The organism is Pacificispira sp., from assembly GCF_965228185.1.
Lineage (GTDB): Bacteria > Pseudomonadota > Alphaproteobacteria > UBA8366 > Aestuariispiraceae > Pacificispira.
The window spans coordinates 767970-794403 of the sequence record NZ_CBDDHE010000003.1; the positions used below are offsets into that span (position 1 = coordinate 767970).

Sequence of the window (26434 nt, forward strand, 5' to 3'; positions counted from 1 at the left end):
CCGGGAATGGGGCAGGGCGATGGGCGAAAGCAAACGCCGCAAACAATCGGGGTATGACGGCGCGCCGGTTCGCGGCCGTGCCATCGGCGGGTTCAGGATCACCGCCCGGGGCGTCATTCTGTTCCTGCTCGCCATGGTCCTGCTGGACGTCCTGTTCTATGCGGTCTTCCGCTTCGGCTTCGACAGTTGCTATGCGCTGCTCTGCCTGATCGACTAGATCGCGCGCTTCTTGGCGGTCACGACCCGGGTGTTGAAACCGTTCCAGCCCAATTCGCCGGACAGGCGGGCATATTCGATCTTGGGACAGCGGTTCATGACGACGCGCAAGCCCGCCGCCTCGGCCTTGGTTGCGGCCTCGTGGTTGATCACGCCCAACTGCATCCAGATCACCTTCGGGGGGACTGCAAGGGACAAAGCCTCATCGACCACGGGACCGACCTGGTCCGGGCGCCGGAAGACCTGTACCAGATCGACCGGCACAGGCAGGTCGGACAGGCTGGCCACGACGGTTTCGCCGATCAGTTCTTCACCCGCCGCCCGCGGGTTGATCGGAATCACGCGATAACCCTTCTGGATCATGTATTTCATCGCAAAATAGCTTGGGCGGTTCCAGTTCGTGCTGGCCCCGACCATGCCGAAGACGCGGCATTCGCGCAGGATGTCCCGGATATAGGCGTCGGTGTAGAAATCGGCCGAATGATCGAAATCGGCATGCGCGGCGTTCATGGGCGTTCGGACCCTATTCGTGTTTCCAGATCGGCGGACGCTTGTCGATGAAGGCCGCGATCCCTTCCTTGGAATCGGCATAGCCCAGATTGTCGACCATGACGCCGCCCGCATAGGCATAGGCGTCTTCCAGGGTCATGTCGATCTGGCGGTGAAAGGCTTCCTTGCCGGTTTTCAGAACCTTGTGGGATTTGGACGCGATCAAATCCGCCAGACCCTTGGTTTCCCGGTCCAGGTCGCCTTCCGGTACGGCGCGGTTGATCAGGCCGGTGTCTACCGCCTTCGACGCGGAAATCAGTTCTCCGGTCAGCAGCATCTCCATCGCCTGTTTGCGATGGACGGCGCGGCTCAGGGCGACCATGGGGGTCGAACAGAACAGCCCGATATTCACGCCGGGGGTCCCGAACCGGGCCGTGTCCGCGGCAATCGCCAAATCGCAAGTCGCGACCAACTGGCACCCCGCCGCTGTGGCGATGCCGTGCACCTTGGCGATGACCGGCTGGCGCAGGCGCGCGACGCCCAGCATCAGGGCGGAACAGGTCTTGAAGGTCCGTTCCCGGAAGGCCGTATCGGGGTTGGCCTGGACTTCCTTCAGATCGTGACCGGCGCAGAAGCCGCGCCCCGAGCCTTCGATCACCACGACGGCAACCGACGGGTCGCGGTCCAGTGCGGCCAATTCCTCCAGCAAGGCTTCCATCAGGCCGATGGACAGGGCGTTATAAGCCTTTGGCCGGTTCAGGGTCAGTGTCGCGACCGCACCGTCGGTCCGGCGCAGAACCACCGGTTCCTGGACATCTGTATGAGCGTCGGCGATGGCGGACATTCGAAATCTCCCGAATAATGATCGCCGGAATCATCCCTGAAATGCGGTGCTTGTTCAAGGCGTGCCCGGTTGCTAGCAAGAATGTATCGACTTCTGGGGAGCGACACGATCCATGCCGTCCGAACTATTGCCGCGCGAGGAACTGGACCGAATTTTGGCCACCGAGGCGCCGTTTTCGGCGCATTACGGCTTCGTCGTGGAGGATTATTCGGCCGGTACGGCGCGCGTCCGACTGCCCTATGATGATCGGCATATCCGGCCGGGTGGCACGATCAGCGGCCCGTCCATGTTCGCGCTGGCGGATTTCGCCATGTATATCGCTGTGATGGGGGCAATCGGTCCCCAGGCTCTGGCGGTGACGACCAATATGTCGATCGACTTCCTGCGCAAACCGGCGGATGCGGATCTGATCGCCGAAGTCCAGCTTCTCAAACTGGGTAAGCGCCTTGCCGTCGGGCGGATCGATATTCGGGCCGAAGGCGACCGGGACCTCTGCGCCCATGTTACCGGAACCTATTCCATTCCGCCCCGCTAAGAGCGTCCAGGTGAGCGAATTCCGTTAGGTCAGGCGTACCAGACCGTCTATAGGTTCCCGTATGACGATTGTTGACCCGCAGGCATTGCGGAACATTCTGGAGGATCTCTTCCCGGCCGACGCGCTTCGGTCGGACGAGCAGCGTTGGTTTCACAAGTTCTGGCGCGACTTCGCGGTGGCGCACGGAAGATTGCCGGGCCGTGCCGATTTCGATCCGACAGAAATGCCGCCCAGCCTGCTGCCCGTATTGATGCAGATTGACGCAGAACGGCCGGCCGTCGGGCCGATGCGGTTTCGCTACCGCCTGGTCGGGACGGTGACCGGGCAGTTCTATCGGCGCGACCCAACCGGCACCTATTTCGAAGAGATTTATTCGGGTGAGGCGCTGACGCATTTCAATTCGTTCTATGAGACCATGGCCGAAACCAGACGGCCGGATTTCAGCGAAAATGTCCGTCTGCCCTGGCGCCATGAACATATCCTGGAATACAGCCGCGCCAGTTTTCCCCTGGCATCCGACGGCTGGACCGTCGACCGTTTCGTCCTGGTCTTTCACCCCGAATACCGCAACCGCTGATCCACCCTGATCCGACCGTTTGGCCGGTCAGCCCGCTTTTTTTGCACGATTTCAGACGCTTTTTGTGCGGTATTATAATACCCAAATTGTAACATATTGATTTGTTTGACTGTTTTGCAAGTTTGTCCGGAAAACAGGCGTTGACGGCGCCCGAACGGCGATATATTACCCCGCTGTCTCCGGCGATTGCCGGATGAAAGGACAACAGCGAGCGGCGGTGATCCGGCGTGAGCGCCCTGAAAATGGCAGGCTGATATGATGAAAACCTATTCGATGAAGCCGGCGGAGGTCGAAAAGACCTGGTACATCGTCGATGCCGAGGACCTGGTCCTGGGCCGCATGGCTTCGGAAATCGCGAAAATCCTGCGCGGCAAGCACAAGGCGGGCTTCACCCCCCATGTCGATTGCGGCGACAACGTCATCGTCGTCAACGCGGACAAGGTCAAGCTGACCGGCCGCAAGCTGACCGACAAGAACTACTACTGGCACACCGGCTATCCGGGCGGCATCAAGAGCCGCACCGCCGGCCAGATCCTGACCGGTCGCTTCCCGGAGCGGGTCGTCGAAAAGGCCGTGGAACGCATGGTTCCGCGCGGTCCCCTGGGTCGCCAGCAGATGAAGAACCTGCGCGTCTATGCCGGCACGGACCATCCGCACGAGGCGCAGCAGCCCGTCGCGCTGGACCTCGCCGCGCGCAACCCGAAGAATAAGCGGAGCCGCTAATCATGGCCGAAGAACAGCAAACCCTGAACGATCTGTCCAAGCTGGGCGAAGCCACCGGCGCCGTCGCGACCGCGACCGCTGCCGCTCCGGTTGAGCCGAAGAAGGACGAACTGGGCCGCGCCTATGCCACGGGCCGCCGCAAGAACGCCATCGCGCGCGTCTGGATCAAGCCGGGCTCGGGCAAGGTCACGATCAACGGCAAGGACCAGGAAACCTATTTCGGTCGTCCGGTTCTGCGCATGATCTTGCGCCAGCCGTTCGAAGAGGCCGGCCGCGTCGACCAGTTCGACGTCCTGTGCACGGTCACCGGCGGTGGTCTCTCCGGTCAGGCCGGCGCGCTGCGCCACGGCATCAGCCGCGCCCTGGTCAACTTCGAGCCGGGCCTGCGCGGCGCGCTGAAGTCGGCCGGCTTCCTGACCCGCGACAGCCGTAAGGTCGAGCGTAAGAAGTACGGCCGCGCGAAAGCCCGCCGCAGCTTCCAGTTCTCGAAGCGCTAAGCGGACTTTATCCGTCGAGTTCAAGAGCGGCGCCTCCGACCGGAGGCGCCGTTTCTTTTTGGGCGGGCACGGCCAAGGAGGCGAGGATGTTCGAACCCTGCGATTGCGGAAGCGGCGAAACCTATATCGGCTGCTGCGGCCGCCTGCATTCCGGCACCCCGGCACGCGATGCCGAAGAACTCATGCGGTCGCGCTACACCGCCTACAGCCGGGGCAATGTGCCCTACCTGCTCAAAAGCTGGGCCCCGGAAACCCGGCCCGCACCGCTCGCCCTCGACGCATCCCAGCACTGGACCGGCCTCACCATCCACCGCCACGAAGCGACCGGCCCCGACACCGCCACCGTCCGCTTCACCGCCCGCTGGCGTCAGGGGACAAAGACGGGCCGCCTGACCGAAACCAGCCGCTTCCGGCGAGAAGGGCAGGGCTGGGTTTATGTGGACGGAGAGATTGAGTAAGGGGCGTACGATTCCTTATCGAACGTTTCCCATGCAGGGGCGTGCGAGATTGAAATGCCGGATTTTGCTGGTTCAGGACAATCTGACAGATTGGCGTTGAACCGGGACGACTATGGTCAGTCCGTTGCGGACGTTTCCCTGAACGGTCTTTTCATTCACATCCGCATTTTGGGCACCGTGCGCTACATGACGGAATTCAGCTGTGATCTTGTCTGATCGGCTGGGGAAACAGCGGGTTGGCGCCAATGAGATCCGCTGCAATTCATCACCGGAAATTTAGCCCGGTTTGCGATCCGAACAACCTGAATTGAATGACGCCGGTCGTGGGCTGGCCCCTTTATCAAGGGTGAGGATCGGGGAGGGAATCGACCGGTGGGTTCTGAAGAGGGCCCGTAACAGATGTCGACCCGGGCCCAATCAAGGCTTGTTACTTTATATCATAACATATACTTCTACATCTCAGCTGATGCTTATCGTTGTTCCGCCTTTGGAGCGTGCCTCTACAACCCCAAAGAGTTCGATAGAAGTGCCCATATGATCCGCAAGAATCCCCGTGGCGATCTGCCGATAGTCCACTCCAGCGCATTTGTAGATCCGACTGCCATTCTTTGCGGCAAGGTCGTCGTGGAAGAGAGGGTTTTTATCGGACCCTATGCCGTCATCCGCGCCGACGAGGTCGATGAAAGCGGCGATATGGCGCCAATCGTGATCGGTGCACATTCCAACATTCAGGACGGTGTGGTTATTCACTCCAAGTCCGGCGCGCCCGTCACCATCGGCGAACGCACCTCGATCGCCCATCGGGCTTTCGTTCACGGCCCTTGTTCCATCGGCGACGGCGTCTTCATCGGTTTCAACAGCGTGCTGTTCGACTGCCGCATCGAAGATGGCTGCGTCGTACGGTTCAATGCGGTCGTCGACGGATGTCACCTTCCGTCAGGGTTTCATGTGCCATCGACTATGCGCATCGGAAGGTCCACCGATCTGGCCACCCTGCCCAAAGTGTCCGTCGATGCCAGCGAGTTTTCCGAAGACGTAGCCCGGACCAACAATGAATTGGTGCTGGGCTACAAAAGCATTCAGAACGAGTTCTAAAACATGACCGCAATCCAAGCCAAGAAACCCATCGCCGTAGCCCTGCCGGACGGATCCCAGCGAATTTTCAGCCACCCCGTCACCATCGCCGAGATCGCCGCGGAGATCGGGCCGGGCCTGGCCAAGAACACCCTGGCGGGCAAGATCGACGGCCGGTTGGCGGATGCCTGCGATGTCGTGTCCCGCGATGCAACGGTGCAGATTATCACGCCGAAGGACCAGGAGGGGCTAGAGATCATTCGGCATTCCTGCGCCCATTTGATCGGCCACGCGGTCAAGCAACTCTATCCCGAGGCGCGGATGGTGATCGGTCCGGTCATCGACGACGGATTCTATTACGACATCGCCTTCCACCGGCCTTTTACGCCCGAAGACGTTGCCGCCATCGAGCAGCGCATGCGCGAGCTGATCGCCAAGAACTATGACGTCGTCAAATCGGTCACGCCGCGTGAGAAGGTCATCGCCGAGTTCCGGCAGCGCGGTGAGGATTACAAGCTGCGGCTGATCGAGGACATGCCGAATGAAACGGCGATGGCGCTGTACCACCACGAGGAATACGTGGATATGTGCCGCGGCCCGCATGTGCCGAATACACGCTTCCTGAAACACTTCAAATTGACCAAGGTTTCGGGTGCCTATTGGCGCGGCAATTCGAAGAACGAACAGCTGCAACGGCTCTACGGCACCGCCTGGGCGGACAAATCTAGCCTGCAGGCCTATCTACTGCGCCTGGAAGAGGCCGAGAAGCGGGATCACCGCAAGCTTGGCCGCGAGTTGGACCTGTTCCATTTTCAGGAGGATGCCCCCGGCGCAGTATTCTGGCACCCGCGCGGATGGATCGTGTTCCAGGAGTTGATCGCCTATATGCGCCGTCGGCAGCAACGGGCCGGTTACATCGAGGTCAACACCCCGGATGTGATGGACCGCAGCCTGTGGGAGATTTCCGGCCACTGGCAGAACTACCGCGATCACATGTTCACCACCAAGACGGAAGATGGCCGGTCGCTGGCGCTCAAGCCGATGAACTGCCCGGGCAGCGTCCTGCTGTACCGTCATGGCCTGAAGAGTTACCGCGATCTGCCGATCCGCATGAGCGAGTTCGGTAAGGTACACCGATATGAACCGTCAGGGGCGCTGCACGGCCTGTTGCGCGTACGCCATTTCACCCAGGACGATGCGCATGTCTACTGCACGCCGGAACAGATGGACGATGAGTGCCGCGATGTGGTGGCGCTTGTCCTGGACATCTACCGACAGTTCGGGTTTGAGGATGTCCGGATCAAATTGTCGACCCGCCCTGAAAAACGAATGGGTAGCGACGCTGTTTGGGACCAGCTCGAAGGCGCGCTCATCCGCTCGCTGGATGTCCTGGGGCTTGAATATCAGCTTAACCCTGGCGACGGCGCCTTCTATGGCCCCAAGCTGGAATTCGTATTGCGCGATGCGATTGGCCGGGACTGGCAATGCGGCACCCTGCAGGTCGATATGAACCTGCCAGAACGGTTCAGCGTCGATTACATGGATGCGGACGGGCAGCGGAAACGACCGGTCATGCTACATCGCGCCTTGTTTGGCTCTCTGGAACGCTTCACCGGCATCTTGATCGAACATCACGCGGGAAACCTCCCAGCCTGGCTGGCGCCGGTTCAGGCGATGGTCCTGTCGATTACGGGCGACCATGCCGCCTATGCTCAGGATGTCGCGCAGTATCTGCGGGATTCGGGGTTGCGTGTCGAAGCGGACATTCGCAACCAGAAGATCGGCTACAAGATCCGCGAGCAGACCCTGAGGCACATCCCCGTTCTGCTGGTCGTTGGTGCCAAGGAAGCGGCGTCCGGTCAGGTCGCGATGCGCCGCCGGGACGGGACGGATCTGGGCGTCCTGACACTGGAACAGGCACGGCAGCTTCTGACCACGGAGGCACAGCCACCGGACCTGGCGGCGCAAGAAGTCGAACGGGAAGCCCTTCGTCGCCGTCTGGAATCGCCGCTGCCCAACGAGTCGTCCTCCTGTAGAGGCACGTAATGAATACGGACACTGCTCAACGGCTGGCGCGGCGCCACGCCGATCTGCTGGTTCGGAGGGGCATGGCGATTACGCCCAATGGGGTAGAGTGCATCGACATTGCCTGCCGGTCGGGCATGATTGTCGCGCTGGGCGATCTGGAACGAATTTGGAGCGCCGAGACTGTTCTCAACGCGTCAGGCCTGCATATCCTGCCTGGCGTGATCGACAGCCAGGTGCATTTCCGGGAACCGGGGCTGACTCATAAAGAAGACCTGGAAGCCGGCACGCGAGGCGCAGTCTTGGGAGGTGTAACGGCCGTCTTTGAAATGCCGAATACCCAGCCTCTCACCCTCAGTGCCCTCGACCTTAAGGCGAAGTTGGAGGCGGCCCAAGGCCGTGCCTGGTGCGATCATGCCTTCTACATCGGCGGCTCGGCCGTCAATGCGGAAATGCTGGGGGAGCTGGAGCTCCTGCCTGGTTGCGCGGGTGTTAAGGTTTTCATGGGAAGCTCCTTCGGCGATCTGTTGGCCGACGATGAGGAAGTCCTGCGCAATATCCTGCGCCACGGTCGCCGGCGGCTGGCGGTCCATGCCGAGGACGAGGCGCGTCTGCGAGAGCGCAAACCCTTGGTCGAGGAAAGCGGTGACGTGGTTCAGCACCCGGTCTGGCGGGACGAGTTGAGCGCGCTCCTGGCAACCCAACGCATTGTCCGGCTGGCTGCCGAGACCGGGCGGCGGCTGCATGTCCTGCATGTGTCGACGGCCGATGAAATGGCCTTCCTGGCCGGACACAAACAGCGCGTGACGGTGGAGGTCACCCCGCATCACCTGACCCTGCAGGCACCGGAATGCTACGAACGCCTGGGCAGTCTCGCGCAGATGAATCCGCCGGTGCGCGACCGGCATCACCAGGATGGACTGTGGCAAGCCATTCGCAACGGCATCGTCGATGTTATCGGCAGCGACCACGCGCCACATACGCTGGAAGAAAAGACCCGATCCTACCCGCAGTCGCCCAGCGGTATGACCGGCGTACAAACACTTCTTCCGGTCATGCTCGATCATGTCAGGGCCGGACGGTTGACCCTGCAGCGCCTCGTGGATCTGACCAGTGCCGGACCGGCCCGCATTTTCGGTCTCGAGAGCAAGGGCCGCATCGCTCTCGGATTCGATGCGGATCTTAGTTTGGTCGATCTGGAGGCCCACCGCGTGATCGCAAACGATTGGATCGCGAGCCGCAGCGGATGGACTCCGTATGATGGCTTGGCCGTCTACGGGTGGCCGATCCACACCATCATTCGAGGCAATATCGTCCTGCGCGACGAAGCCCTGGTCGGGACACCGATCGGGCAGCCCTTGCGCTTTCTCGAGCCGCCACTGGCGCAACCAGCATGACTTTTGAGGAGCAAATCCGGTGAAGCAAGAGACAGAAACGCCTCAACCGGATGGACCTGTCCGGCGAGTGACGCTGCTTCCGAGGCAAACCGTCGAGCAGGTGGAAGAAGGGAACGAATTGGCCCCCAAATTCGACGAACACGGTTTGATCGCTTGCGTCACCACCGATGCAACAACGGACACAGTCCTGATGGTTGGCTACATGAACCGGGATGCCTTGGAGAAAACCATCCAGACCGGCGAGGCCCATTATTGGAGCCGGTCGCGCCAGACCTTATGGCGCAAGGGGGCAACCAGCGGCCTCGTACAACATGTCGAAGAAATGCGTATCGATGACGATCAAGATGCCGTATGGCTACGCGTAAGTGTCGCGGGCAACGGTGCAAGTTGCCATGTCGGTTACAGGTCCTGCTTCTATCGGCGAATTCCCGTCGGATTGGAGCGAAGCAAAGCAAATAGCCTATTGTTCACCGAGTCCGGGAAGACCTTCGACCCTGAGCAGGTCTATGGCGACGCCCCAAATCCGACCCGCCTCTAACGGAACGATTTGATGGGCCTCTGTCCGGGGCTTCCGCGAAAATGGAAGTCAAATCGCCATACGGTCTGAAATGGGCGGTTTGGCGGCTAACGCAAGCCGCCGTCATTCCGTCGCTGTCTGCAACGCGCGTGGTCGGCGTTCGATGACGTTGGCATCTGATATATTGGAGAACTGGGCAGGCAGCCGCGCCTGAATGGCGCGACTGCCCGACGCGAAGACGATTCAGTCGGCGGCCGCAGTGATGATGATCTCGACTTTCAGGTCATCGCGCGCCAGTCGCGATTCGCCGCACGCGCGGGCCGGGGCGTGGCCTTCCGGAACCCAGGCGTCCCAGACTTGGTTCATCTCATCGAAGTCGGATATGTCCGACAGCCAAACAATCGCCTGCAGGATGCGGTCGGGCGAGGAGCCGGCCTTTTCAAGCAGCGTCTTGATCCGACCCAGACAGTCGCGGGTCTGGTCCGCGACGGTCGCTCCGTCGCCGACCTGACCGCACAGATAAACAACCCCGTTATGCTTCACGATACGGGACATGCGTTTGCCGGTTTCGATACGTTCGATCACTCTTCAATCTCCTGTTGGTCGTTAAGGCTTGCGATCTCTCCCAGGGTGACGGGCTTGATCGGCGGTCGGATGCGGTAGTAGCCGGTAGTTTCCGGAGAGACGCCGTTTGCCTCGCTCAGCAACGCTGTCACGGTCAGACCGCAATACCGGCCCTGACAGGGGCCCATGCCGGGCCGCCCGAAGGCCTTGGTCTGGTTGGGGCCGAGACATCCAAGTCCGGCGTAGCGCCGGATGTCGCCGGCAGTCACTTCCTCGCAGCGGCAGACGATGGTGGAATCCGTCGGCGACAGGGCCTCACGATAGGGCGGATAGGCGGCATCGAGAAACGGCCGAACCGCCAGTTCCTTGTCCAAGGCCCGTGTTAGCGGAGCCAGTTCACCAGCAATACCGGCATCCGTCGACGCGCCGACATCTCGGGCGATATGCAAGGCGGCGATCCGTCCGGCCAGTGCGGCGGCCTTCGCGCCGCCGATGCCGGCACCGTCGCCCGCCACGAAGACGGTTTCCATGGCCGTCCGGCCGCCCGGCCCGGTCTCCGGCACGAAGCAATGCTGCGACGGATCCCAACGATGCGGAATGTTCAGCGACCGCGCGGCCTGGACATGCGGGACGACACCGTGATGCAGTAGGATCGTATCGGTTTCAATGCGGTGTTCCCGGCCATCGGTCTTGAAGCGAATGGCCTCGGCCCGGCCGGTACCTTCGATGGCTAGCCCCGTGGCACCGGTATGGCGTGGCACCCCGGCGCGCTGGATCTCCCGCAGCATCTGTGCGCCCTTGCGTAGGTAGCGCCATCCGGAAAGGGCCCCGGGCAGTTGCCTGAGCGCACGCAGAAAGTCGCCCCGCGTCTGGGTCTCGACCAGCGCCAAGGGCGGGGTCCCCGCCCGCACCATCTGCGCTGCGATAAGGTAGAGCAGGGGGCCGGACCCGGCGATGACCGCCCGTTCCGCCACGATACCGGACTGCTTGAGGAGGATCTGCGCCGCCCCGGCGGTCATCACGCCGGGCAGCGTCCAACCCGGAATTGGCATCGGCCGTTCCAGCGCGCCGGTCGCGATCAGCAATCTTTTGCCTTCGACGCTGCGCGCCTGACCATCCACGGAAAAAAATACGCGCGGGCCGTTTTCGATCTGCCAGACGGTCGCCCCAGGGATATGGGCGATTGATGGATGATCCAGCCCGCGCGCTAGAGGGAGGCCTTCGGCATAGTCGGGGCCGAGGATGTCGCCGCGCCGTGATGAGGCCCGTTCGACATCGCGGTAGATCTGGCCGCCTGCACGGATCTGCTCGTCGAGTACGGTCACCGACAGTCCCTTGTCGGCCGCCGTGCGGGCCGTAGCCATGCCGGCCGGACCCGCGCCGATCACGATCAGGTCATTCATCTTGCGGCTCATGCGGTTTGCGAATGGTCATGCCTTCTTGCACCGTGACGAGGCATGCCTGCCGCACGATCCCGTCGATTTCGACCAGGCAATCGTAGCAGGCGCCCATCATGCAGTACGGGGCTCGCGGCGCGCCGGAGGCAGGGGTTTCGCGAAAGCGGTGAATTCCGGCGGCCAGAAGCGACGCGGCCAGATTCTCGCCATCGGGCAGCGACAGGTCTTGTCCGTCAAAGACGACGTGGACGCGCCTGTCATCCGTGTTGAGGCTACGAAAAGCGGTCTTCACCGAAAACCTCCAGATCCGGGGCGGCCGATGTCTTTTCCAGCCAATCGGGCAGGAAACGCGCATGGGCCGCGGACAGCGTGATGCCGCTGTGGCAAGTGACGAGAAAGGCGTCCGGCATTTCCGGACTTTCCTGGTAGATCGGCAATCCGTCGGGCGACAGGATGCGCAGCGCCCCCCAGGACCGCACCAGATTGGCGCGGGCCAGGATCGGATAGGCCCGGACGGCCTCCGCGGCCAATCGAGACAGGCCGGCTGGCGTGACGCCATTATCGAGTCCGACCTCTTCATTTGTGGCGCCGATCTGAATGCCGCCCTCGTCGACTTGACGCGCGATCAGGGAGGGGCGGTTCATGATCTTCGGCATCTTCTCTGTGATCAGGACCTGACCGCGTTGGGGGCGGACCGACGCCTTGAAGCCCATGAGCGGCCCCAGTTCGATCGCACCCAGCCCCGCCGACAGGACTGTCTTGCGGGAGCGGATTTCCGTCCCGTCCGAACAGGTGATGCGGAACAGGTCTTTCCGGTCGACATTCGTGACATGCTTGCCGGTCAGAACCGTCCCGCCCAGCGTCCGGACATCCTGGGCCAGGGCGCGCAGCAGGCGCAGCGGATTCGCGTGACCGTCCTGATGATGCAGGATCGCGCCGACGACGGAGGGGCCGATATTCGGTTCCTCCCGGCGCAGGGCGTTGCTGCCCAAAATTTCATACGGATAATCGCCGCCGAGCTTCCGTTTGAGCTCTTCATACTTCGCGACGGTGTTTTGCAGTTCCTCTTCGGAGAAATGAAGGTCGTAACCGCCCTCCTGCCGCAGACCGATGTCCTGGCCCGTCGCGTCGGCAAGTTCCGCCGCATACGCCGCCCAGGCGCCTGCCGATTGCTGCGACCAACGGGCATAGCGCGGCTGGTTCATGCCCTTGGACTGAACCCAGACCAGACCGAAATTGCCCCGGCTGGCCCGGAAGGAGCCGTCATCCCCGTCGAGGACCGTCACCGAAAGGCCGCGCTTCAGCAGCCCCCAGGCGACAGACAGGCCCACCACCCCGCCACCGATTATGGCGTAGTCCGATTCCATTCGAATTCTCCGGAAAGAGGAGCGGGCGGGCGACCTGATTGCCGCCCGCCCGGTATCCGACTTAGTTGGTGGCCGACTGGGCACGGTCCAGGATGGCCTGACCCCATTCGGCGCCGACATCCTCGAGCACCACCGGCCAGACTTCGGCACGGACCTTGGCGGCCATGGCGGCGATCTGGTCGTCGGTCAGCGTCACGAGCGTGGTGCCGAGTTCGTCGGCAAGCCGTTTCTCGTTGCGGCCCTGGTCGGCTTCCGCCACCTCCCAGCGCGTGGCTTCAAATGCCTCGGCTTCCTTCTTCAAGGCGGCCAGGCTTTCGTCCGAAAGTTCCGACAGGCTGTCATTGGACAGCATCATGAACCAGACTTCGAAATGGGTATTGGCCGGGATGTAGGTCTTGGTCACGTCCCGGAACGAGGCGTAATAGCCTTCCGCACCCGACCCGATGACACCGTCCACGACGCCGGTCTGAACCGCCGTGAAGGCTTCGGCGAAAGGAATCGGCGACGGGATGTAGCCCAGCGCTTCACCGGTCAGCTGGAAGCTCTTGATCCCCGGAACGCGTACCTTGATGCCGTTCGGTTCGGTGCTGCCGGCCTTCGGATTGTCGACATTCAGCGAGATGCCGCCAAAGTAGACCGGATAAGCGGCCAGAACCGTGATGTTCTGTTCCTGGAACAGGTCCACCATCGTCTCGCGGACGGCGCCGCCCGGCCCGTAAATGGCCTGTGCCTCGTCCCAGTTGCCGGCGAGATAGGGGAAGGAGGCGATCTGCATGCGCCGATCGGCGGCGGTTCCGGCCGGCTGGGTCGCCATGTCGATGGCGCCGACGCTGATCCGTTCCTGCACCGTCGTGTAGTCGCCCAGCGCGGAGGCCGGGAAGATCTGGATTTTTACATCGCCGTCGGTCGCCTTCTCCACGGCATCGGCAAAGGCACGCAATTCGACGTCGATGGTCGCACCCTGCGGGCGGACATGGCTCATCTTGAAGGTTTCGGCCAAGGCCGGGGAGGCGGTGACCAGGGCGGCAAGCGCCGTCGCTAACAGTTTCGCTTTCATCGATTTCTCCCTGTTTTCTGGAGGTTGGTTGAAACTTGGCCGCGGCTCAGTATCCGAAGAGCCTTGGCAGGAACAATGAGAGGTCCGGCCAGAAGGATGTCAGGAACACCACCGGGACATAGCCGGTGACGATCAGGAACATGGCCGGTGGGATCATCTTGGTAACCTTCACATTCCCGACACGGGCACCGAGATAGAGAATGGAGGCATAGGGCGGCGTCACCCCTCCCATGGCGGTGTTGACCCCCATGATCGCCGCGAACTGGACAGGGCTGATCCCAAGCGCCGTCATCAGCGGCAGCAACAGCGGCGCGATCAGGATGATCGCGGTCGCGTCGTTGACCACCATGCCGACCAGGAACAGCAGGATGTTGATGAAGATCAACAGCAGGATCTTGTTCTCGGTGACCGAAAAGATGGCGGAGACCATCTGTTGCGGGATGCTCTCATAGACGAACATCTGGCTGAGGATCATCGAGAACAGGATCATGACCATGATCGTCCCGACGGCCGTCGCCGCCTCGCGGCCCGCCGACAGGAAATTCGGCAGCTTCAACCCGCGATAGATCAGGAAACCGACTGGAATCGAGTAGATCACGGCGACGGCAGCCGCCTCGGTCGGTGTCATGACGCCGCCATAGATCCCGCCGAGAATGATGACCGGCAGCAGCAGGGCCGGCAGCGCGCGGGCGCCGCGTCGGCTGGCTTCGCCGGCTAGCTTTCCGAAGCTGGGGGTCTCGTCGAGGATCAGCGGGAACTTGCGGCTCATCCACAGGTTCATGATCGAGAAGGACGCCATGATCAGGAGGCCTGGCCCCAGCGTCGCCAGGAAACAGGCGGCGATCGATGTGTCGGTGACCCAGCCATAAAGGATCATGGTGACGGAGGGCGGGATCAACAGGCCGAGGATGGAGGAGTTGGCGACCAGAGCGGTGGCATAGGCCCGCGGATAGCCGCGTTTTTCCATCTCCGGGATCAGCAATGGACCGATCGCCGCAATGCCGGTCAATCCGGAGCCCGAGATCGCGCCGATAATGGCGCAGCTCACCGCGGCCACGACGCCCAGGCCGCCGCGCACATGGCCGACGAAGACGTTCACGAAGCGTAACAGCGAGGCCGCTATCCCGCTTTGAGACATGATGGTCCCGGCCAGAACGAAAAGCGGGATCGCCAGCAGGATCGGGTTCGACAATTGCTGAACGCCCCAGAGCATCATGCCCTTCATGGTGACGTCGCCGATGAAATACATGACCATCAGGGCGCCGCCGAAACAGTAGGGGAGCGGCACACCGAGCGTCAGCGTTATGACAAGGACGCCGATGGCGAGAAGAGCGACTTCAATCATTGGGCGGCTCCCGTCCGAAGGTCGCGGATATGTCGGATCAGATGCAGCGCGGTGTAGACCATCATCAGAGCCAGGCCGACGACCAGCGCGACGTCGAAATAGAAGGTCGGGATGTAGAGCGTCGGGCTCTCGCGCCAGACCTTCCAGGCGTATTGCGTGAACTGCCAGGCCCAGCCCAGCAGCCAGAGACCGACAATTAGGCTGATCACCTCGCCGACGATCGCCAGGATCGTGTGGCCGCGATCGGACTTCAGGAAGATTTCCAGCACGTTCGCGCGAATATGCGAATTCTCGCGCGACGCATTCACAGCGCCCAGGATGTAAAGCCAGACGGTGGGATACATCATGGTTTCCTCAAGCCCCATGACCGGGACTTCCAGGACGTATCGCGTAATGACCTGCACGAACTGGCCAAGGGCCACGATGCAGATCAACGATGTCAGCAGGATGGATGCAAAACGGTTCATTCGGGTCCCCCACGGAAGTGCTTGAACTAACGCCAACCACGTGCACAAGTTCAAATTCGAAATATCGCTGATCCTATAAATCGATCTTATGGCTTACACTCCGAATCTCACCATCCGGCAATTGCAGACTTTCCGTGAAGTGATGCGGACCGGGTCGATTTCCGAGGCGGGGCGGGCGCTTGGCCGAACCCAGCCGGCGGTGTCGAGCGTGATCGCGGCGCTGGAGGGAGAGCTTGGATTTCCCTTGTTTGTCAGAGATCGCGGGCGCCTGACGCCCTGTCCCGAGGCGCATTACTTTCTGGAAGAGGCTTCGGAAATTCTGACACGCCTGGAACGGGCGCAACACGCCATGGCTGAATTGTCCGGGCATCAGCGGGGCGCTGTCCGGATCGCTTGTTATCCGGCGGCATCGGGCTTTTTCCTGCCGAGACTGCTGGTCGAGTTCCTGCGTGACCGGCCCAAGGTGAAGGCGGATCTGATGATGAGGTCCTCGCTGGTCGTGGAGGATCTGATCGCCTCTCAGGAATACGATATCGGTCTTGCCGAAACGCCGTCTCCGCGCCCGTCGATGCAGATTGAATCGTTCGAACTGAGCTGCGTCGTTGCTCTGTCGCGTCACGATCCGCTGGCCGCGCTGCCTGTGATAACGCCGCGGGATCTGGACGGAAAACCTTTGGCCATGCTGTTTGACGAGCACAGCATGACCCGCGACCTGCGCGACGCCTTCCGTCAAGCTGGCGCGCGGGTGAATCGCCGCTTCTGTTTGCGCACCCTGCTGCCAACGCTCGATCTCGTTGCCGGGGGCCTATGCGCGTCCATTGTCGATCGGATCACCGTCGCGACCTATAGCGGCAGCGATATCGTGTTCCGGGATTTCAGGCCGTCGATTGCGTCCAGGATTTCGATCCTGCGTCCGGCCCACCGGCCCGCCTCGCAGCTCGCCCTGGCGTTCCACGACCTGCTTTGCGGGGCCATGCGAAATCTCGAGACGACGGACAATGTGGCCGATATGCAGCTTCCGCCCGGAATGGGGGGGTGAAGGCGGCAGACGAATTGCCGATATCGGTTCGGCATCTATCGTCGGTCATCATCTAGCGTGCCGTTGGATCAGGCCAGTCTGCTCACGGACTCCATCGAATCCTAGATCGCAACCCAATGAAGTGGGTAAAGGCATTCACTCGTTAATGCTGTTTAATTGTGCGTTCTTTTGGGAAATGCATGCTTGCCGTGGTGCCAACGCCCAATTCACTGGCTAGCGTCAATGACCCGTCATGTAGTCGCATCAGATCGCGGGCAATGCTAAGACCAAGCCCGGTACCCGGGCGAGAGGTCTTCATGTCATTGTGCCCGGATTGAAAGAAGGGAGAGAAAACCCGGTCCAGGTCTTCGGCGGGAATGCCGCGCCCCTTGTCCGCGACGTCAATTCGAATGCCGCCGGAGCTTTCCTGAAGGACGCGAACCGTGATCTCTCCTCCGTCGGAGTGCTTAGCCGCATTCGACAGAAGGTTTATCAACACTTGCCGCAGCCGAAAGCCATCCGCTTTCAATTTTGGCAGGTCCGGTTCGATCTCTCTGCGAAGCTTGAGTTTCAACTGGCCGGCATTGGTTGATGGTACCCCCATATCCGACAGGGAGAGTTGGGAGACATCATCCAGCACTTGTACAATGTCCACTTCCGACTCCCGCAATTCAATGCTGCCGGCCTCCATTTTCGACACGTCGAGAATGTCCTCGATCAACTGCCGCAGATGCTGGCCGCTGCCGAAAATATCCTCGGCGTATTGGCGGTATCGAACAGAAAGCGATCCCAGCATCTCCTTCGACATTATCTCTGAGAACCCAATGATCGCGTTCAATGGGGTTCGGAGCTCGTGGGTCATCTTCGCGAAAAATGCAGATTTGGCGGTATTGGCTGCCAGCGCAGACCGGAACCACATCGTATAAACCGTGCCCGAGGCGAGCAGCATGACGGCCGTTGCTATGACCACGGCAGGCAACAATTGGTATATCAAGGCATCGCCTGGCCGGGGATGTTCCCACGTTGCCCAGGCGACAGCGGATCCGTCTAGTGTCGGAATAGGAAACGCTTCAAGGTTGGGCGTCTGTGTTTGGAATTTGAGCTCCCCTAGATCGTATAGTCCGGCTAGCCCGCGCTCAATTGCCCGGTCCAACTCTCGATGGAACAACAGGATTGGTCGGGCCGCTTCGGCGATCTCTTGCGGTGCGGGCTTGGACGGTACGATTGCCGTGGCGGAAATCAAAAACACGCGATCACCAAAACTAATGAATGAGGTGACCGTCCCCCGGTAGTCTGTGGGCGCGGATTGAATCTGGTCCACTATCGATTTGGAATGCTTGCCCAAAAAGGATTGCGCGTCTGTGGGGAGGCGCTTGTCGGCATTGTAGACAAACACTGTGCGAAGATCTGAATCCAGAACATATGTACCAGAATGACCGTATTCGGTCCGAAGGTGCTTCCCAAGTGCTTGGCCCGCCCAATTGGTGTCGATGCCCGTGTGCACCATCTTATTCAGATCGTCCCGCCCCGCATAATCGAGCGTCCGTCCGGCCAAGTCCTGTGACAGGGCCTGCAAAGCTGTTGCCAGGAGTTGTTGAGAAACTTTCTGAGCCGACTCGTCCAGTTTCCGGGCGCTGAACAGTGTTACGTATGCGATGGAACCAAGTGCAATGGCGAAAATTACTACGCATATAAGCAGAGGTTGGACGAGGAAGCGTTTGCGTACGAACTCATTGACCCCGGAGCCAACATGATCGCTCATTTCTTCACCCGGCATGAAGCGATGAATCAATCTACGAATAATATGCATCGGGAATGATATTACATGCTGCCAGTACCTGTGACTAGGTGGCGTGAGGTAGCTGAGCCAGTGATTGGATTCACGGATACGTTACGCGCGTTGAGCGGTCTACCTCCCTGAAACTGACGGTCCGGCGGCCAATTCAGACCGCCGCTTTCAGCGCTTCGCCCTCGTATTTCGCCAGACAATCATCCCCCACCGGCGACACCGGCGTCAGGTCGCGGTGATGTTTGTAGTCGGGGCGTTTGTCCGAGGTCAGCGCGTTCGAGACCGGGTTGACGATCAGGGAGAAGATTCCGCGGTCCCAGGGGGACATGTTGTTGGGGGAGCCGTGGATCAGCGTGTCATGAAAGATCAGGACCGTGCCCGGCACACCCTTGGCCGAAACGATGGTGGAGCTAGAGATCGTCTCGCGGACTCGGTCGATCTCCGTCACCCAGAGCGGATAGCTGGTCGTCTGGTCGTCCAGCCAGGCCTTGTGTTCCGGGCCTTTATGGGAGCCGGGGACGAAATAGAGCGGGCCGTTGAACTCGTTCACCTCGTCCAACAGGATATGCAGGTTGATCGCCTCCGGGCGCGGCACGCCGTCTTCGCCGTGATGGGTCGCGAAATCGGTGTGCCACTGCCAGATTTCGCCGGAGAAGGCGGCCTTCACATTGACTTTCACCTGCTGAATGTAGAACGGCTCGTCCAGGATCTGGCGCGCCGGTTCGATCAGACGCGGATGCCGGACCAGAGCGGCGAACAGCGGATCACGCAGATGCAGGCCCATCGCTGTGCGAACCGCGCCCGATCCGCGTTCGATGACGTTGGCATCGGACTTGTCGGAGAACAGGGCAGGCAGCCGCGACTGAATGGCGGCCACTTCCGCCGGCGAGAAAACCTCCGGCAGGATTAAGAACCCATCGCGGTCGAGCTGCGCCAATTGGTCGGTGGAAAGCGTCATTTTTCCAGTCCCCGTTTCGTGTTCCGATATCGCAATGATTGACGCGAAGCCGATTGCGGACAATGAGTATTATCTGACCAATTGTTTGGAAAAACTATACGATGAAACGAGCCTTGCCGCCGCTGCGGGCGGTTCAGTATTTTGAACGCGCCGCGGAACGGGAGAGTTTTACCGCCGCGGCCGAGGATCTGGCGGTCTCGAAAGGGTCCATCAGTCAGCAGGTCCGTCATCTGGAAACCTATCTGGGTGTCCGGTTGTTTAGAAAATCCGGCCGCAAGGTCGCTTTGACCGATGCCGGGCGGCGCTATCATTCGGCGGTGCGCAACGCGCTGAACATCCTGGAGGCGGAAACGGAGCGGACGGTTGGGGCACGGAAACGATCGACCCTTAGGATCACCGCCTTGCCCGCCTTCGCCTCGGTCTGGCTGGTTCCCAGGCTGGACGCGTTTCAGAAATTGTATCCCCATCTGGATATCGAAATCTCCGCCGACGCGGAAATCGTCGATTTCAACCGGTCGGACGCCCAGATTGGCATTCGCTACGGTGGTCCCGACCTGGCGGGGTTGGAGCGTGCTTCGCTGGGTAAGGACACGTTGTTCCCGGTTTGCGCGCCGTCCTACCGCGATGCAATGGATCTGCGCGCGCCCGGCGACCTGAACAAATGCCGGTTGCTGCACGACACCTATTGGCGGGCCGACTGGACCCGCTGGTTGACCGCGGCGTCGGCGGCGGAGTGCGCGGGGCGGGACAGTCAGTTCTATACCCATTACAGCATGGCCATCGACGCCGCCCGGGCCGGGTCCGGTGTTGCCATGGGACATGGGATGCTGATCCGGGATTTGCTGGCGCGGGGGGATCTGGTTTCCCCATTCGATCGAACGATCGACGCCGAAGAGGGGTATTATGCCGTGATCCCCGAACGGGCGCGGCATCTCGACTATGTCCGCCGGTTCCGGGATTGGCTACTAGCCGCCGTGGCAGGTCCGGGTACCATTTGATCCGTAGGTCACGGGTGAGGTTCTTCGGGGAACCGCCTGGGTTTCCGGATACGCTCCTTCATAAGGGGAGTTTTTGGAGGGGGCCGGTTTGCATTACTAACCGTCTCGAAAATCGCCCCTTCAGTTCTATTTAACGGATTTTCCTTGAATATTTTGTAGCTAGCCCCTATTTCTAGGCCACGTTTTGAAGTCGCTTTAGTGATCGTGATTATCCGCCTAGCCGGACGACCAAGTTTCCTTCTCCGACAATTCGAGCGTGTTCAGGTCCGCCGCATTCGGCGCGGGCCAATCCATCTGTCGTGAAAGGAATAGTCATGACCACGGGTACTGTTAAATGGTTTAACGCCACCAAAGGCTTCGGTTTCATTCAGCCGGAAGACGGTTCGAACGACGCCTTCGTTCACATCAGCGCCGTCGAGCGTTCGGGTCTGAGCGACCTGGTCGAAGGTCAGCGCGTGAAGTTCGAACTGATCGCCGGCCGGAACGGCAAAATGGCGGCGGAAAATCTGGCTATTGCGGATTGACCGGATGGGGCGGCTGTCTGGCCGCCCCGGCCACCCCAATCTGCCGGTCGTTCGGACCGGCTAAAGTATCAAAGAGAAAGTTGAGTGCGTTATGAGTACGGAAGCACAGTTTTTGTTGCGATATGGTTTGCAGAATTTCGTTCGTTTCGCGGAATCCGGCACGGGATGCCATTTCGCGATCGATGGAACGGAAAGCCACAAGATGATCAATCACGCAGCCTGTCTCATCACCGAGATGTATGGCGCGGATTCCTCTATCCGTATCGTCTGATCCATCCGGAGCGGGCGCATCGCGCTCTGCCGCCCCGGCGATTATCGACTGCCAGACCGGATGCGCCGTTTCACGACGGCGCATTTGCTGTATCTAGAGGCTGTATCTAGTGGCTGGGCCACGCAATTCGGGTGCGGAATGAAATCCTATGATGTGATCGTGCTGGGCGCCGGGGCGGCCGGGCTGATGTGCGCCGCCGGGGCGGTCAAGCGCGGCCGTCGTGTTCTGGTGCTGGATCACGCCAAGAAGCCGGGCGAAAAGATCCTGATCTCCGGCGGCGGGCGCTGCAATTTTACCAACTTGCACACGACACCGGCCAATTTCCTGTCGCGCAATCCGCATTTCTGCAAATCGGCGCTGAAACGCTATACGCAGTACGATTTCATCGACCTCGTCGAGAAGTATGGCATCGCCTATCACGAAAAGGATCTGGGGCAGCTGTTCTGCGACCACTCGGCGAAGGACATCGTCGCCATGCTGTTGGCCGAGGCAGAGGGCGCGGAGGTCCGGACCCGGACCGCCATTCGCGCCGTTGCGAAACCGGATCCGGCCGTACGCGCCTTTCGGGTCGAGACGGCGGACGGGGATTTCGAAGCCGAATCCCTGGTCGTCGCGACCGGCGGACCGGCCATCCCGCAGATGGGCGCGAGCGGCTTCGCCTATGAGGTCGCCGCGCAGTTCGGGATCGGAATCGTCGAGCCGCGTGCCGGTCTGGTGCCGCTGACTTTCGATGACCAGACACTTCAGGACCTGGAAGGCCTGTCCGGCGTCGCGGTCGACGCGTCGGCCGTTCTGGGCAGGACCCGGTTCGACGAGGCGCTGCTGTTCACCCATCAGGGGTTCAGCGGCCCGGTGATCTTGCAGATTTCGTCCTATTGGCGGGAAGGGGATACGCTGACCATCGACATGCTGCCGGGCGGCGACGCTTTCGCGCTGTTGAAGGAGGCCAAGCAGTCCGTCTCAAAGCGCGAGATTCAAACCGTGCTGGGGGAGCTTCTGCCCAAGCGCCTGGCCCAGCGGATCGCCGAGATTACCGGCCTGCAGGGCCGTATGGCGGAACTGCCGGACAAGGACCTGCGGCGCGCGGCGGATCGCATCAATGCCTGGCAGGTAACCCCCAGCGGCTCACTGGGCCTGAAGAAGGCGGAGGTCACTCTGGGCGGGGTCGACACCGATTTCCTGTCCTCGAAGACAATGGAGGCGAAATCCGTCCCCGGCCTCTACTTCATCGGTGAAGCGGTGGACGTGACCGGCCATCTGGGCGGATTCAATTTCCAATGGGCCTGGGCGTCCGGCCATGCGTGCGGCGAGGTCGCCTGATCCGGCTCATTGTTCGGCGCCGAGTTCCACCGCCGCCTTGTAGCCGCTATAGACCGCCGTCGCGATAATGCCGGGTGCGTCGCAATCGCCGATCCGGGCGACGCTTTTCGGGGCGCCTTCGGCTCCATCGGCGATGGCCTTCTTGAGCGCGCGATAAAGGGTGTCGCAGGGCTCCCGACGGGTCAGGGGCAGGACCCAATCGGCGGCGATCTCACCTTCCTGTCCGCTGAAGATGCAAGCGGTAGCGCAATGGTCCGCTTCGATGCGCTCCAGGGTCCGGTTGGTCACAATCTCGACCCCCGCATCGATCAAGGCCGCGGCGGACTGGAACTGTTCGTTGGTATAGGCACCCCAGCCTGCCGGACGGCCGGCGGGCGTCACCAAAGTCACATCATGCCCCCTGGATCGCAGCAACAGGGCCAGGACGGAACCCAGATAATAGTGGTCGTCGTCATAAATCAGGACCGGCCCGTCCGGGATCGCTTCGCCGCGCAGGATGGTATCCGCGGTAAGGACCGTCGCCCCCGGCGCGGCCGGAACCGGGGTGTTGCGGTGACGGCTGATCCCGTCCGTCGCCCATTGCGCGCCGGTCGCGGTCAGCACACGATCGGCGCCGACGGCCAGAACATCGTCCACTGACAGGCGGCTTTCACGGAAGATCTCGACATTGGGCAGTTTGTCGATCTGCCCCAGGCGCCAATCGCGGACACGGGCCCATTCGGACAGGCCGGGCAGGCGGCTTTCCAGGGTAACCCGGCCGCCCAGATCGCGCCCGGCCTCGGCCAGCATGACGTTGTGACCGCGCTGCCCGAGGACCCGCGCCGCCTCCAATCCCGCCGGCCCCGCGCCGACAATCAGCACCTTTTCAGGTTTCCGGGCGGGGACGACGCGCTCCGGATGCCAGCCGCGCCGGTATTCCTCGCCCATGGTCGGGTTCTGGGTGCAGCGGATGGGAACGCCCAGCGTGTTATGGGCATAGCAGACATTGCAGCCGATGCATTCGCGGATGTCCTCGACCCGTCCTTCCTCGATCTTCCGGGGCAGGAACGGATCGGCGATGGAGGGGCGGGCGGCGCCGATCATGTCCTGAACGCCGGACCGCACTAAACGCGCCATTGTATCGGGGGACGTAAAGCGCCCCACCGCCGCGACCGGTTTGGTCGTCAACGCCTTGGCGCGGGCGATGCTGTCTTCCAGGGCGCTTTCCCGGACGAAACGCGATGCGCCCATCTCGATACCGTAATCGTGGACGGTCAGATCCCAGAGGTCCGGGTCCTCCGCCATCAGGCCGAAGGCGTCTAAACTTTCCGGATCGGACAGATCCGCCGTGAACCGGACCGCCAGCGCCGCCTTGTCCCCGATTGCGTCGCGCGTCTCGGCAATCAGTTCCCGTACGATGCGCAGGCGGTTTTCCAGGGACCCGCCGTATTCGTCGGTCCGCGTATTGGTTTCGGGATCGAGGAATTCCGACAGCAGATAGCCGTGTGTCGCATAGACATAGACGATGTCGAACCCGGCCTCGACCGCGCGCTGGGCGGCGTCGCGCTGCCATTTCAGGACGTCTCGGATATCTTCCTTATCCAACGGCCGGCACTGGAACGGATGCAGTTGGTCCGTATTGGTCGGCGGCCGGCTGCGCAGACCCAGTGTGGGCTGGCGGCTGGCCATGTTGCCGATATAGTTGCCGCCGATCCACAGCTCCGCCCCGGCCAGTGCTCCATGTTCGTGCACGGCGTCGGTCATCAGGGCATTGGCGCGGATATCGTCGGCGTTCCAAAGCCGGGCATAGGGATAGGACCCATCGTCCGAACTGTCGTGGACGGAGCAATACTCCGTACAGACCACGCCCCAGCCGCCCTCTGCCTTCACCCCCCGCATCGCGGCCAGCATATTGGGCCTCAGCCACCCCATCCCGGTGCAATGCGGCACCTGGTAGAACCGGTTCTTCGCGGTGACGGGTCCGATCCGGATCGGGTCGAACAGAATGTCGTAACGGGCGTCGCGCATAGGGGTTTGCCTGCCTTCTCTGAACGTGCGGCAGTATCCCCGTCCGGCAGAGGGTAGTGCAATATTTATTTGAATGAGTGTTTAAATAAACCTCAGTGAGGGGATGGTAAGAACAGCAACTTTATATAGGAGCGGAGCAGCAGCACCTGGCGGCTGGTAATTCGCGGTTCACCGATTGCCCGTGAGATGACGAGACCGCCTTCAATCACCGAACTGACCATGTCGGCAAGGTCTGTCAGACCGACATCGTCGCGCAGTGGGTAGCGTGCGGCGATTTCTTCGAACATCGTCAGAAAACGTTGGCGCCAGCCAAGCACAGCACGCTGGTTGGCTTCGCGTACGCTACGGTCGAACAGTCTGTCCTGATAAGTCGCGGAGGCGACGATGCAGCCGGGATGGCCGTACGGGACGTCGTCCAGCATTTCCGCCAGCAGTTTTAATCCGATCAGCGCCGCCTGGAGTGGGTCGTCCGAAAGTTCCCGGGCGCGATCCATTATGCCGTCGAACAACTGACCTTCGATCTCGATATGTCGTTCGATCAAGGCCCGTGCCAAAGCGTTCTTATCCGGAAAATGATAGAAGAAGCCGCTTTTGGTTATTTCGGCCGCCGTGACGATTTCTTCGATTGAGGTCGCGTCGAACCCTTTCGCCAGAACCGCGTCCTGGGCGATGTCCATGATGCGCTCTTTGGTGTTTTTTCCGCGCGCCACGGCCGGATTTCCCTGATGTCGAACCGGCGGGACAATACCGACGGTACAGTTTTTTTCAACTCGATGGCGCAGGCGTAGTGATTCGGAGTAATAAGTTTCTGAAATATATAAACAAATGAGAGTTTTGAATATGTACCACCAGTCGACTTACTGAATTCTGACCGAGGCTCTAAAGGTCTGCCGCATCGAGAAACGCATTCAAGGAGACCAGATATGCCTCACATCGATGCTTTGTTGAACACCGATCGCCCTTTTCTGACTGATGGTGGTTTTGAGACTTGGCTTTTCTTTCAGCAGGGCCACAGCGCGCCTGAGTTTGCCGCAATGTTGTTGATGGAGGACGACAAGGCGGTGGCCGATATGCGCCGGTATTTCGACCGTTTCCTCGGCATGGCGGAAGCGGCGGGGACCGGCTATATCCTGGATACTAACACGTGGCGTGGCGGCCTGCATTGGGCCGAAAAGGTCGGTCGGACGGATTCGGATATGATCGCGCTGAACCGCGCGGCGGTTCGTTTTGCCCGCGAGATGCGTGACACCTGGTCCGAAAAGGTCGCGCCTGTGATCCTGAACGGCGTGGTTGGGCCGGCTGGTGATGGTTATGCGCCCGAACGCGTGCCGACGGTCCAGGAAGCGGAGTGGATACATCGGACGCAGATCGCCGTCTTCAAGGAAGAAGGCGTCGATATGGTTTCTGCCATCACAATGACCAATGTGGCAGAGGCGATAGGAATTTCAAACGCGGCCAGGAACCATTCGCTGCCGGTCGTAATTTCCTTCACGGTCGAAACGGACGGCCGGTTACCGACGGGACTGACCCTAAAGGACGCCATCGCCGAAGTGGACATGGCGACCGAAGGCACGCCGCTCTATTACATGGTGAACTGCGCCCATCCCGATCATTTCAGCGACGTCCTCGCCGACGGCAGGGATTGGACGTCGCGCATCGGCGGTATCCGAGCCAATGCGTCGCGACTCAGCCATGCCGAACTGGATGGGTCGGAACAACTGGACCAGGGCAATCCGGAGGAGTTCGGCGAGTTGCACAATGGCATCGCGGCGGTCCTACCGAAATTGCGCGTGGTCGGCGGTTGTTGCGGAACGGATCACCGCCATGTCGGCAGCGTGTCGCATCACCTGCACAAATCGGCTCTCTGATCGGCTCAGGCAAATTGACGGCGGCCGCCTTTCGATTTCGAGGGGCGGCCTTATCGTGTTCGGAACCGGTTTGGCTAGCGCAATCAGGTCAGTGTCGACGAAACTGTACCAATTCCTTCCGTCCGGCAGTAC

General features: G+C 61.1%; 28 protein-coding genes and 1 pseudogene. 15 read left to right on the plus strand and 14 right to left on the minus strand.

All coding sequences use genetic code 11. From position 1 onward, the window contains the following. The first annotated feature begins 19 nt into the window (after positions 1-19). Positions 20-217: a hypothetical protein gene (locus ACO06O_RS07275; RefSeq protein ID WP_420417052.1), complete on the plus strand. Its 198-nt coding sequence runs from the start codon at positions 20-22 to the stop codon at positions 215-217. Here the strand turns inward: ACO06O_RS07275 and ACO06O_RS07280 are convergent. Continuing rightward, the gene (locus ACO06O_RS07280; RefSeq protein WP_421877804.1) at positions 214-726 is read right to left on the minus strand and encodes a CoA-binding protein; all 513 of its coding nucleotides are present in this window, start codon (positions 724-726) and stop codon (positions 214-216) included. The genes ACO06O_RS07275 and ACO06O_RS07280 overlap by 4 nt on opposite strands. Before the next feature lie 13 nt (positions 727-739). Continuing rightward, entirely contained in the window at positions 740-1549 is an 810-nt protein-coding gene (locus tag ACO06O_RS07285) for an enoyl-CoA hydratase (RefSeq protein ID WP_421877806.1), read from the minus strand. Positions 1550-1661: 112 nt separating this feature from the next. Here ACO06O_RS07285 and ACO06O_RS07290 point away from each other — a divergent pair, with 112 nt between their 5' ends. From ACO06O_RS07290 to hisI, 9 genes and pseudogenes are all read left to right on the plus strand, one after another. Continuing rightward, entirely contained in the window at positions 1662-2084 is a 423-nt protein-coding gene (locus tag ACO06O_RS07290; protein ID WP_420417049.1) for a PaaI family thioesterase, read from the plus strand. A 61-nt stretch (positions 2085-2145) separates the two neighbouring features. Next, entirely contained in the window at positions 2146-2661 is a 516-nt protein-coding gene (locus tag ACO06O_RS07295) for a hypothetical protein (RefSeq protein WP_421877808.1), read from the plus strand. A gap of 258 nt (positions 2662-2919) precedes the next feature. After that, complete coding sequence (gene rplM, locus ACO06O_RS07300; RefSeq protein ID WP_421878143.1) at positions 2920-3384, plus strand: 50S ribosomal protein L13; 465 nt, start codon at positions 2920-2922, stop codon at positions 3382-3384. Positions 3385-3386: 2 nt separating this feature from the next. Next, entirely contained in the window at positions 3387-3881 is a 495-nt protein-coding gene (gene rpsI / locus ACO06O_RS07305; RefSeq protein ID WP_420417047.1) for a 30S ribosomal protein S9, read from the plus strand. A gap of 86 nt (positions 3882-3967) precedes the next feature. Then, positions 3968-4339, plus strand: coding sequence for a YchJ family protein (locus ACO06O_RS07310; RefSeq protein ID WP_421877810.1), 372 nt, complete (start codon positions 3968-3970; stop codon positions 4337-4339). 534 nt (positions 4340-4873) lie between these two features. After that, positions 4874-5434, plus strand: coding sequence for a hypothetical protein (locus ACO06O_RS07315; RefSeq protein WP_421877812.1), 561 nt, complete (start codon positions 4874-4876; stop codon positions 5432-5434). A gap of 3 nt (positions 5435-5437) precedes the next feature. Then, positions 5438-7345, plus strand: a pseudogene (thrS, locus tag ACO06O_RS07320) (threonine--tRNA ligase); the annotation flags it as partial. Between the two features lie 113 nt (positions 7346-7458). After that, complete coding sequence (locus tag ACO06O_RS07325) at positions 7459-8835, plus strand: dihydroorotase (RefSeq protein WP_421877814.1); 1377 nt, start codon at positions 7459-7461, stop codon at positions 8833-8835. Between the two features lie 67 nt (positions 8836-8902). Next, a complete protein-coding gene (gene hisI / locus ACO06O_RS07330) occupies positions 8903-9373 on the plus strand; it encodes a phosphoribosyl-AMP cyclohydrolase (RefSeq protein ID WP_421877816.1) in 471 nt (156 codons plus the stop codon). Between the two features lie 222 nt (positions 9374-9595). Here hisI and ACO06O_RS07335 read toward each other — a convergent pair whose 3' ends face one another. From ACO06O_RS07335 to ACO06O_RS07365, 7 genes are all read right to left on the minus strand, one after another. After that, positions 9596-9937 carry a RidA family protein gene (locus ACO06O_RS07335; protein WP_421877818.1) on the minus strand — a complete coding sequence of 114 codons (342 nt, stop codon included), beginning with the start codon at positions 9935-9937 and terminating at the stop codon, positions 9596-9598. Beyond that, positions 9934-11319: an FAD-dependent oxidoreductase gene (locus ACO06O_RS07340; protein ID WP_421877820.1), complete on the minus strand. Its 1386-nt coding sequence runs from the start codon at positions 11317-11319 to the stop codon at positions 9934-9936. Before ACO06O_RS07340 ends, ACO06O_RS07335 begins: the two co-directional genes overlap by 4 nt. Next, entirely contained in the window at positions 11312-11605 is a 294-nt protein-coding gene (locus ACO06O_RS07345) for a (2Fe-2S)-binding protein (RefSeq protein WP_421877822.1), read from the minus strand. The genes ACO06O_RS07340 and ACO06O_RS07345 overlap by 8 nt, the downstream gene beginning before the upstream one ends. Beyond that, positions 11586-12680: an NAD(P)/FAD-dependent oxidoreductase gene (locus tag ACO06O_RS07350; protein ID WP_421877824.1), complete on the minus strand. Its 1095-nt coding sequence runs from the start codon at positions 12678-12680 to the stop codon at positions 11586-11588. The genes ACO06O_RS07345 and ACO06O_RS07350 overlap by 20 nt, the downstream gene beginning before the upstream one ends. Positions 12681-12741: 61 nt before the next feature. Beyond that, positions 12742-13737: a TRAP transporter substrate-binding protein DctP gene (dctP, locus tag ACO06O_RS07355; RefSeq protein WP_421877826.1), complete on the minus strand. Its 996-nt coding sequence runs from the start codon at positions 13735-13737 to the stop codon at positions 12742-12744. Between the two features lie 46 nt (positions 13738-13783). After that, positions 13784-15082, minus strand: coding sequence for a TRAP transporter large permease (locus ACO06O_RS07360; protein WP_421877828.1), 1299 nt, complete (start codon positions 15080-15082; stop codon positions 13784-13786). After that, on the minus strand, positions 15079-15549 hold the full coding sequence (locus ACO06O_RS07365; RefSeq protein WP_421877830.1) for a TRAP transporter small permease: 471 nt from the start codon (positions 15547-15549) through the stop codon (positions 15079-15081). Before ACO06O_RS07365 ends, ACO06O_RS07360 begins: the two co-directional genes overlap by 4 nt. Before the next feature lie 88 nt (positions 15550-15637). On the opposite strand from ACO06O_RS07365, the gene ACO06O_RS07370 reads away from it, so the two are divergent. Beyond that, positions 15638-16588, plus strand: a complete 951-nt coding sequence (locus ACO06O_RS07370) for a LysR family transcriptional regulator (protein ID WP_421877832.1) — start codon at positions 15638-15640, stop codon at positions 16586-16588. A 142-nt stretch (positions 16589-16730) separates the two neighbouring features. Here ACO06O_RS07370 and ACO06O_RS07375 read toward each other — a convergent pair whose 3' ends face one another. After that, entirely contained in the window at positions 16731-18329 is a 1599-nt protein-coding gene (locus tag ACO06O_RS07375) for an ATP-binding protein (protein WP_421877834.1), read from the minus strand. Between the two features lie 181 nt (positions 18330-18510). Continuing rightward, positions 18511-19314, minus strand: coding sequence for a phytanoyl-CoA dioxygenase family protein (locus ACO06O_RS07380; RefSeq protein WP_421877836.1), 804 nt, complete (start codon positions 19312-19314; stop codon positions 18511-18513). 101 nt (positions 19315-19415) lie between these two features. Here ACO06O_RS07380 and ACO06O_RS07385 point away from each other — a divergent pair, with 101 nt between their 5' ends. After that, positions 19416-20312 (plus strand): LysR substrate-binding domain-containing protein, encoded by an 897-nt coding sequence (locus tag ACO06O_RS07385; protein ID WP_421877838.1) that lies wholly within the window; start codon positions 19416-19418, stop codon positions 20310-20312. 314 nt (positions 20313-20626) lie between these two features. Next, positions 20627-20836 (plus strand): cold-shock protein, encoded by a 210-nt coding sequence (locus tag ACO06O_RS07390; RefSeq protein ID WP_421877840.1) that lies wholly within the window; start codon positions 20627-20629, stop codon positions 20834-20836. Here ACO06O_RS07390 and ACO06O_RS07395 read toward each other — a convergent pair. Further along, entirely contained in the window at positions 20823-21191 is a 369-nt protein-coding gene (locus ACO06O_RS07395) for a hypothetical protein (protein WP_421877842.1), read from the minus strand. The two genes, ACO06O_RS07390 and ACO06O_RS07395, sit on opposite strands and share 14 nt — an antisense overlap. A gap of 54 nt (positions 21192-21245) precedes the next feature. Between ACO06O_RS07395 and ACO06O_RS07400 the strand changes: the two genes are divergently transcribed. Continuing rightward, positions 21246-22427: an NAD(P)/FAD-dependent oxidoreductase gene (locus ACO06O_RS07400; RefSeq protein ID WP_421877844.1), complete on the plus strand. Its 1182-nt coding sequence runs from the start codon at positions 21246-21248 to the stop codon at positions 22425-22427. A 6-nt stretch (positions 22428-22433) separates the two neighbouring features. Here ACO06O_RS07400 and ACO06O_RS07405 read toward each other — a convergent pair whose 3' ends face one another. Both ACO06O_RS07405 and ACO06O_RS07410 read right to left on the minus strand, forming a co-directional pair. Then, on the minus strand, positions 22434-24434 hold the full coding sequence (locus ACO06O_RS07405; protein ID WP_421877846.1) for an FAD-dependent oxidoreductase: 2001 nt from the start codon (positions 24432-24434) through the stop codon (positions 22434-22436). 92 nt (positions 24435-24526) lie between these two features. Further along, positions 24527-25144: a TetR/AcrR family transcriptional regulator gene (locus ACO06O_RS07410; protein ID WP_421877848.1), complete on the minus strand. Its 618-nt coding sequence runs from the start codon at positions 25142-25144 to the stop codon at positions 24527-24529. Positions 25145-25357: 213 nt separating this feature from the next. Between ACO06O_RS07410 and ACO06O_RS07415 the strand changes: the two genes are divergently transcribed. Continuing rightward, positions 25358-26302 carry a homocysteine S-methyltransferase family protein gene (locus tag ACO06O_RS07415; RefSeq protein ID WP_421877850.1) on the plus strand — a complete coding sequence of 315 codons (945 nt, stop codon included), beginning with the start codon at positions 25358-25360 and terminating at the stop codon, positions 26300-26302. Positions 26303-26434 lie beyond the last annotated feature (132 nt).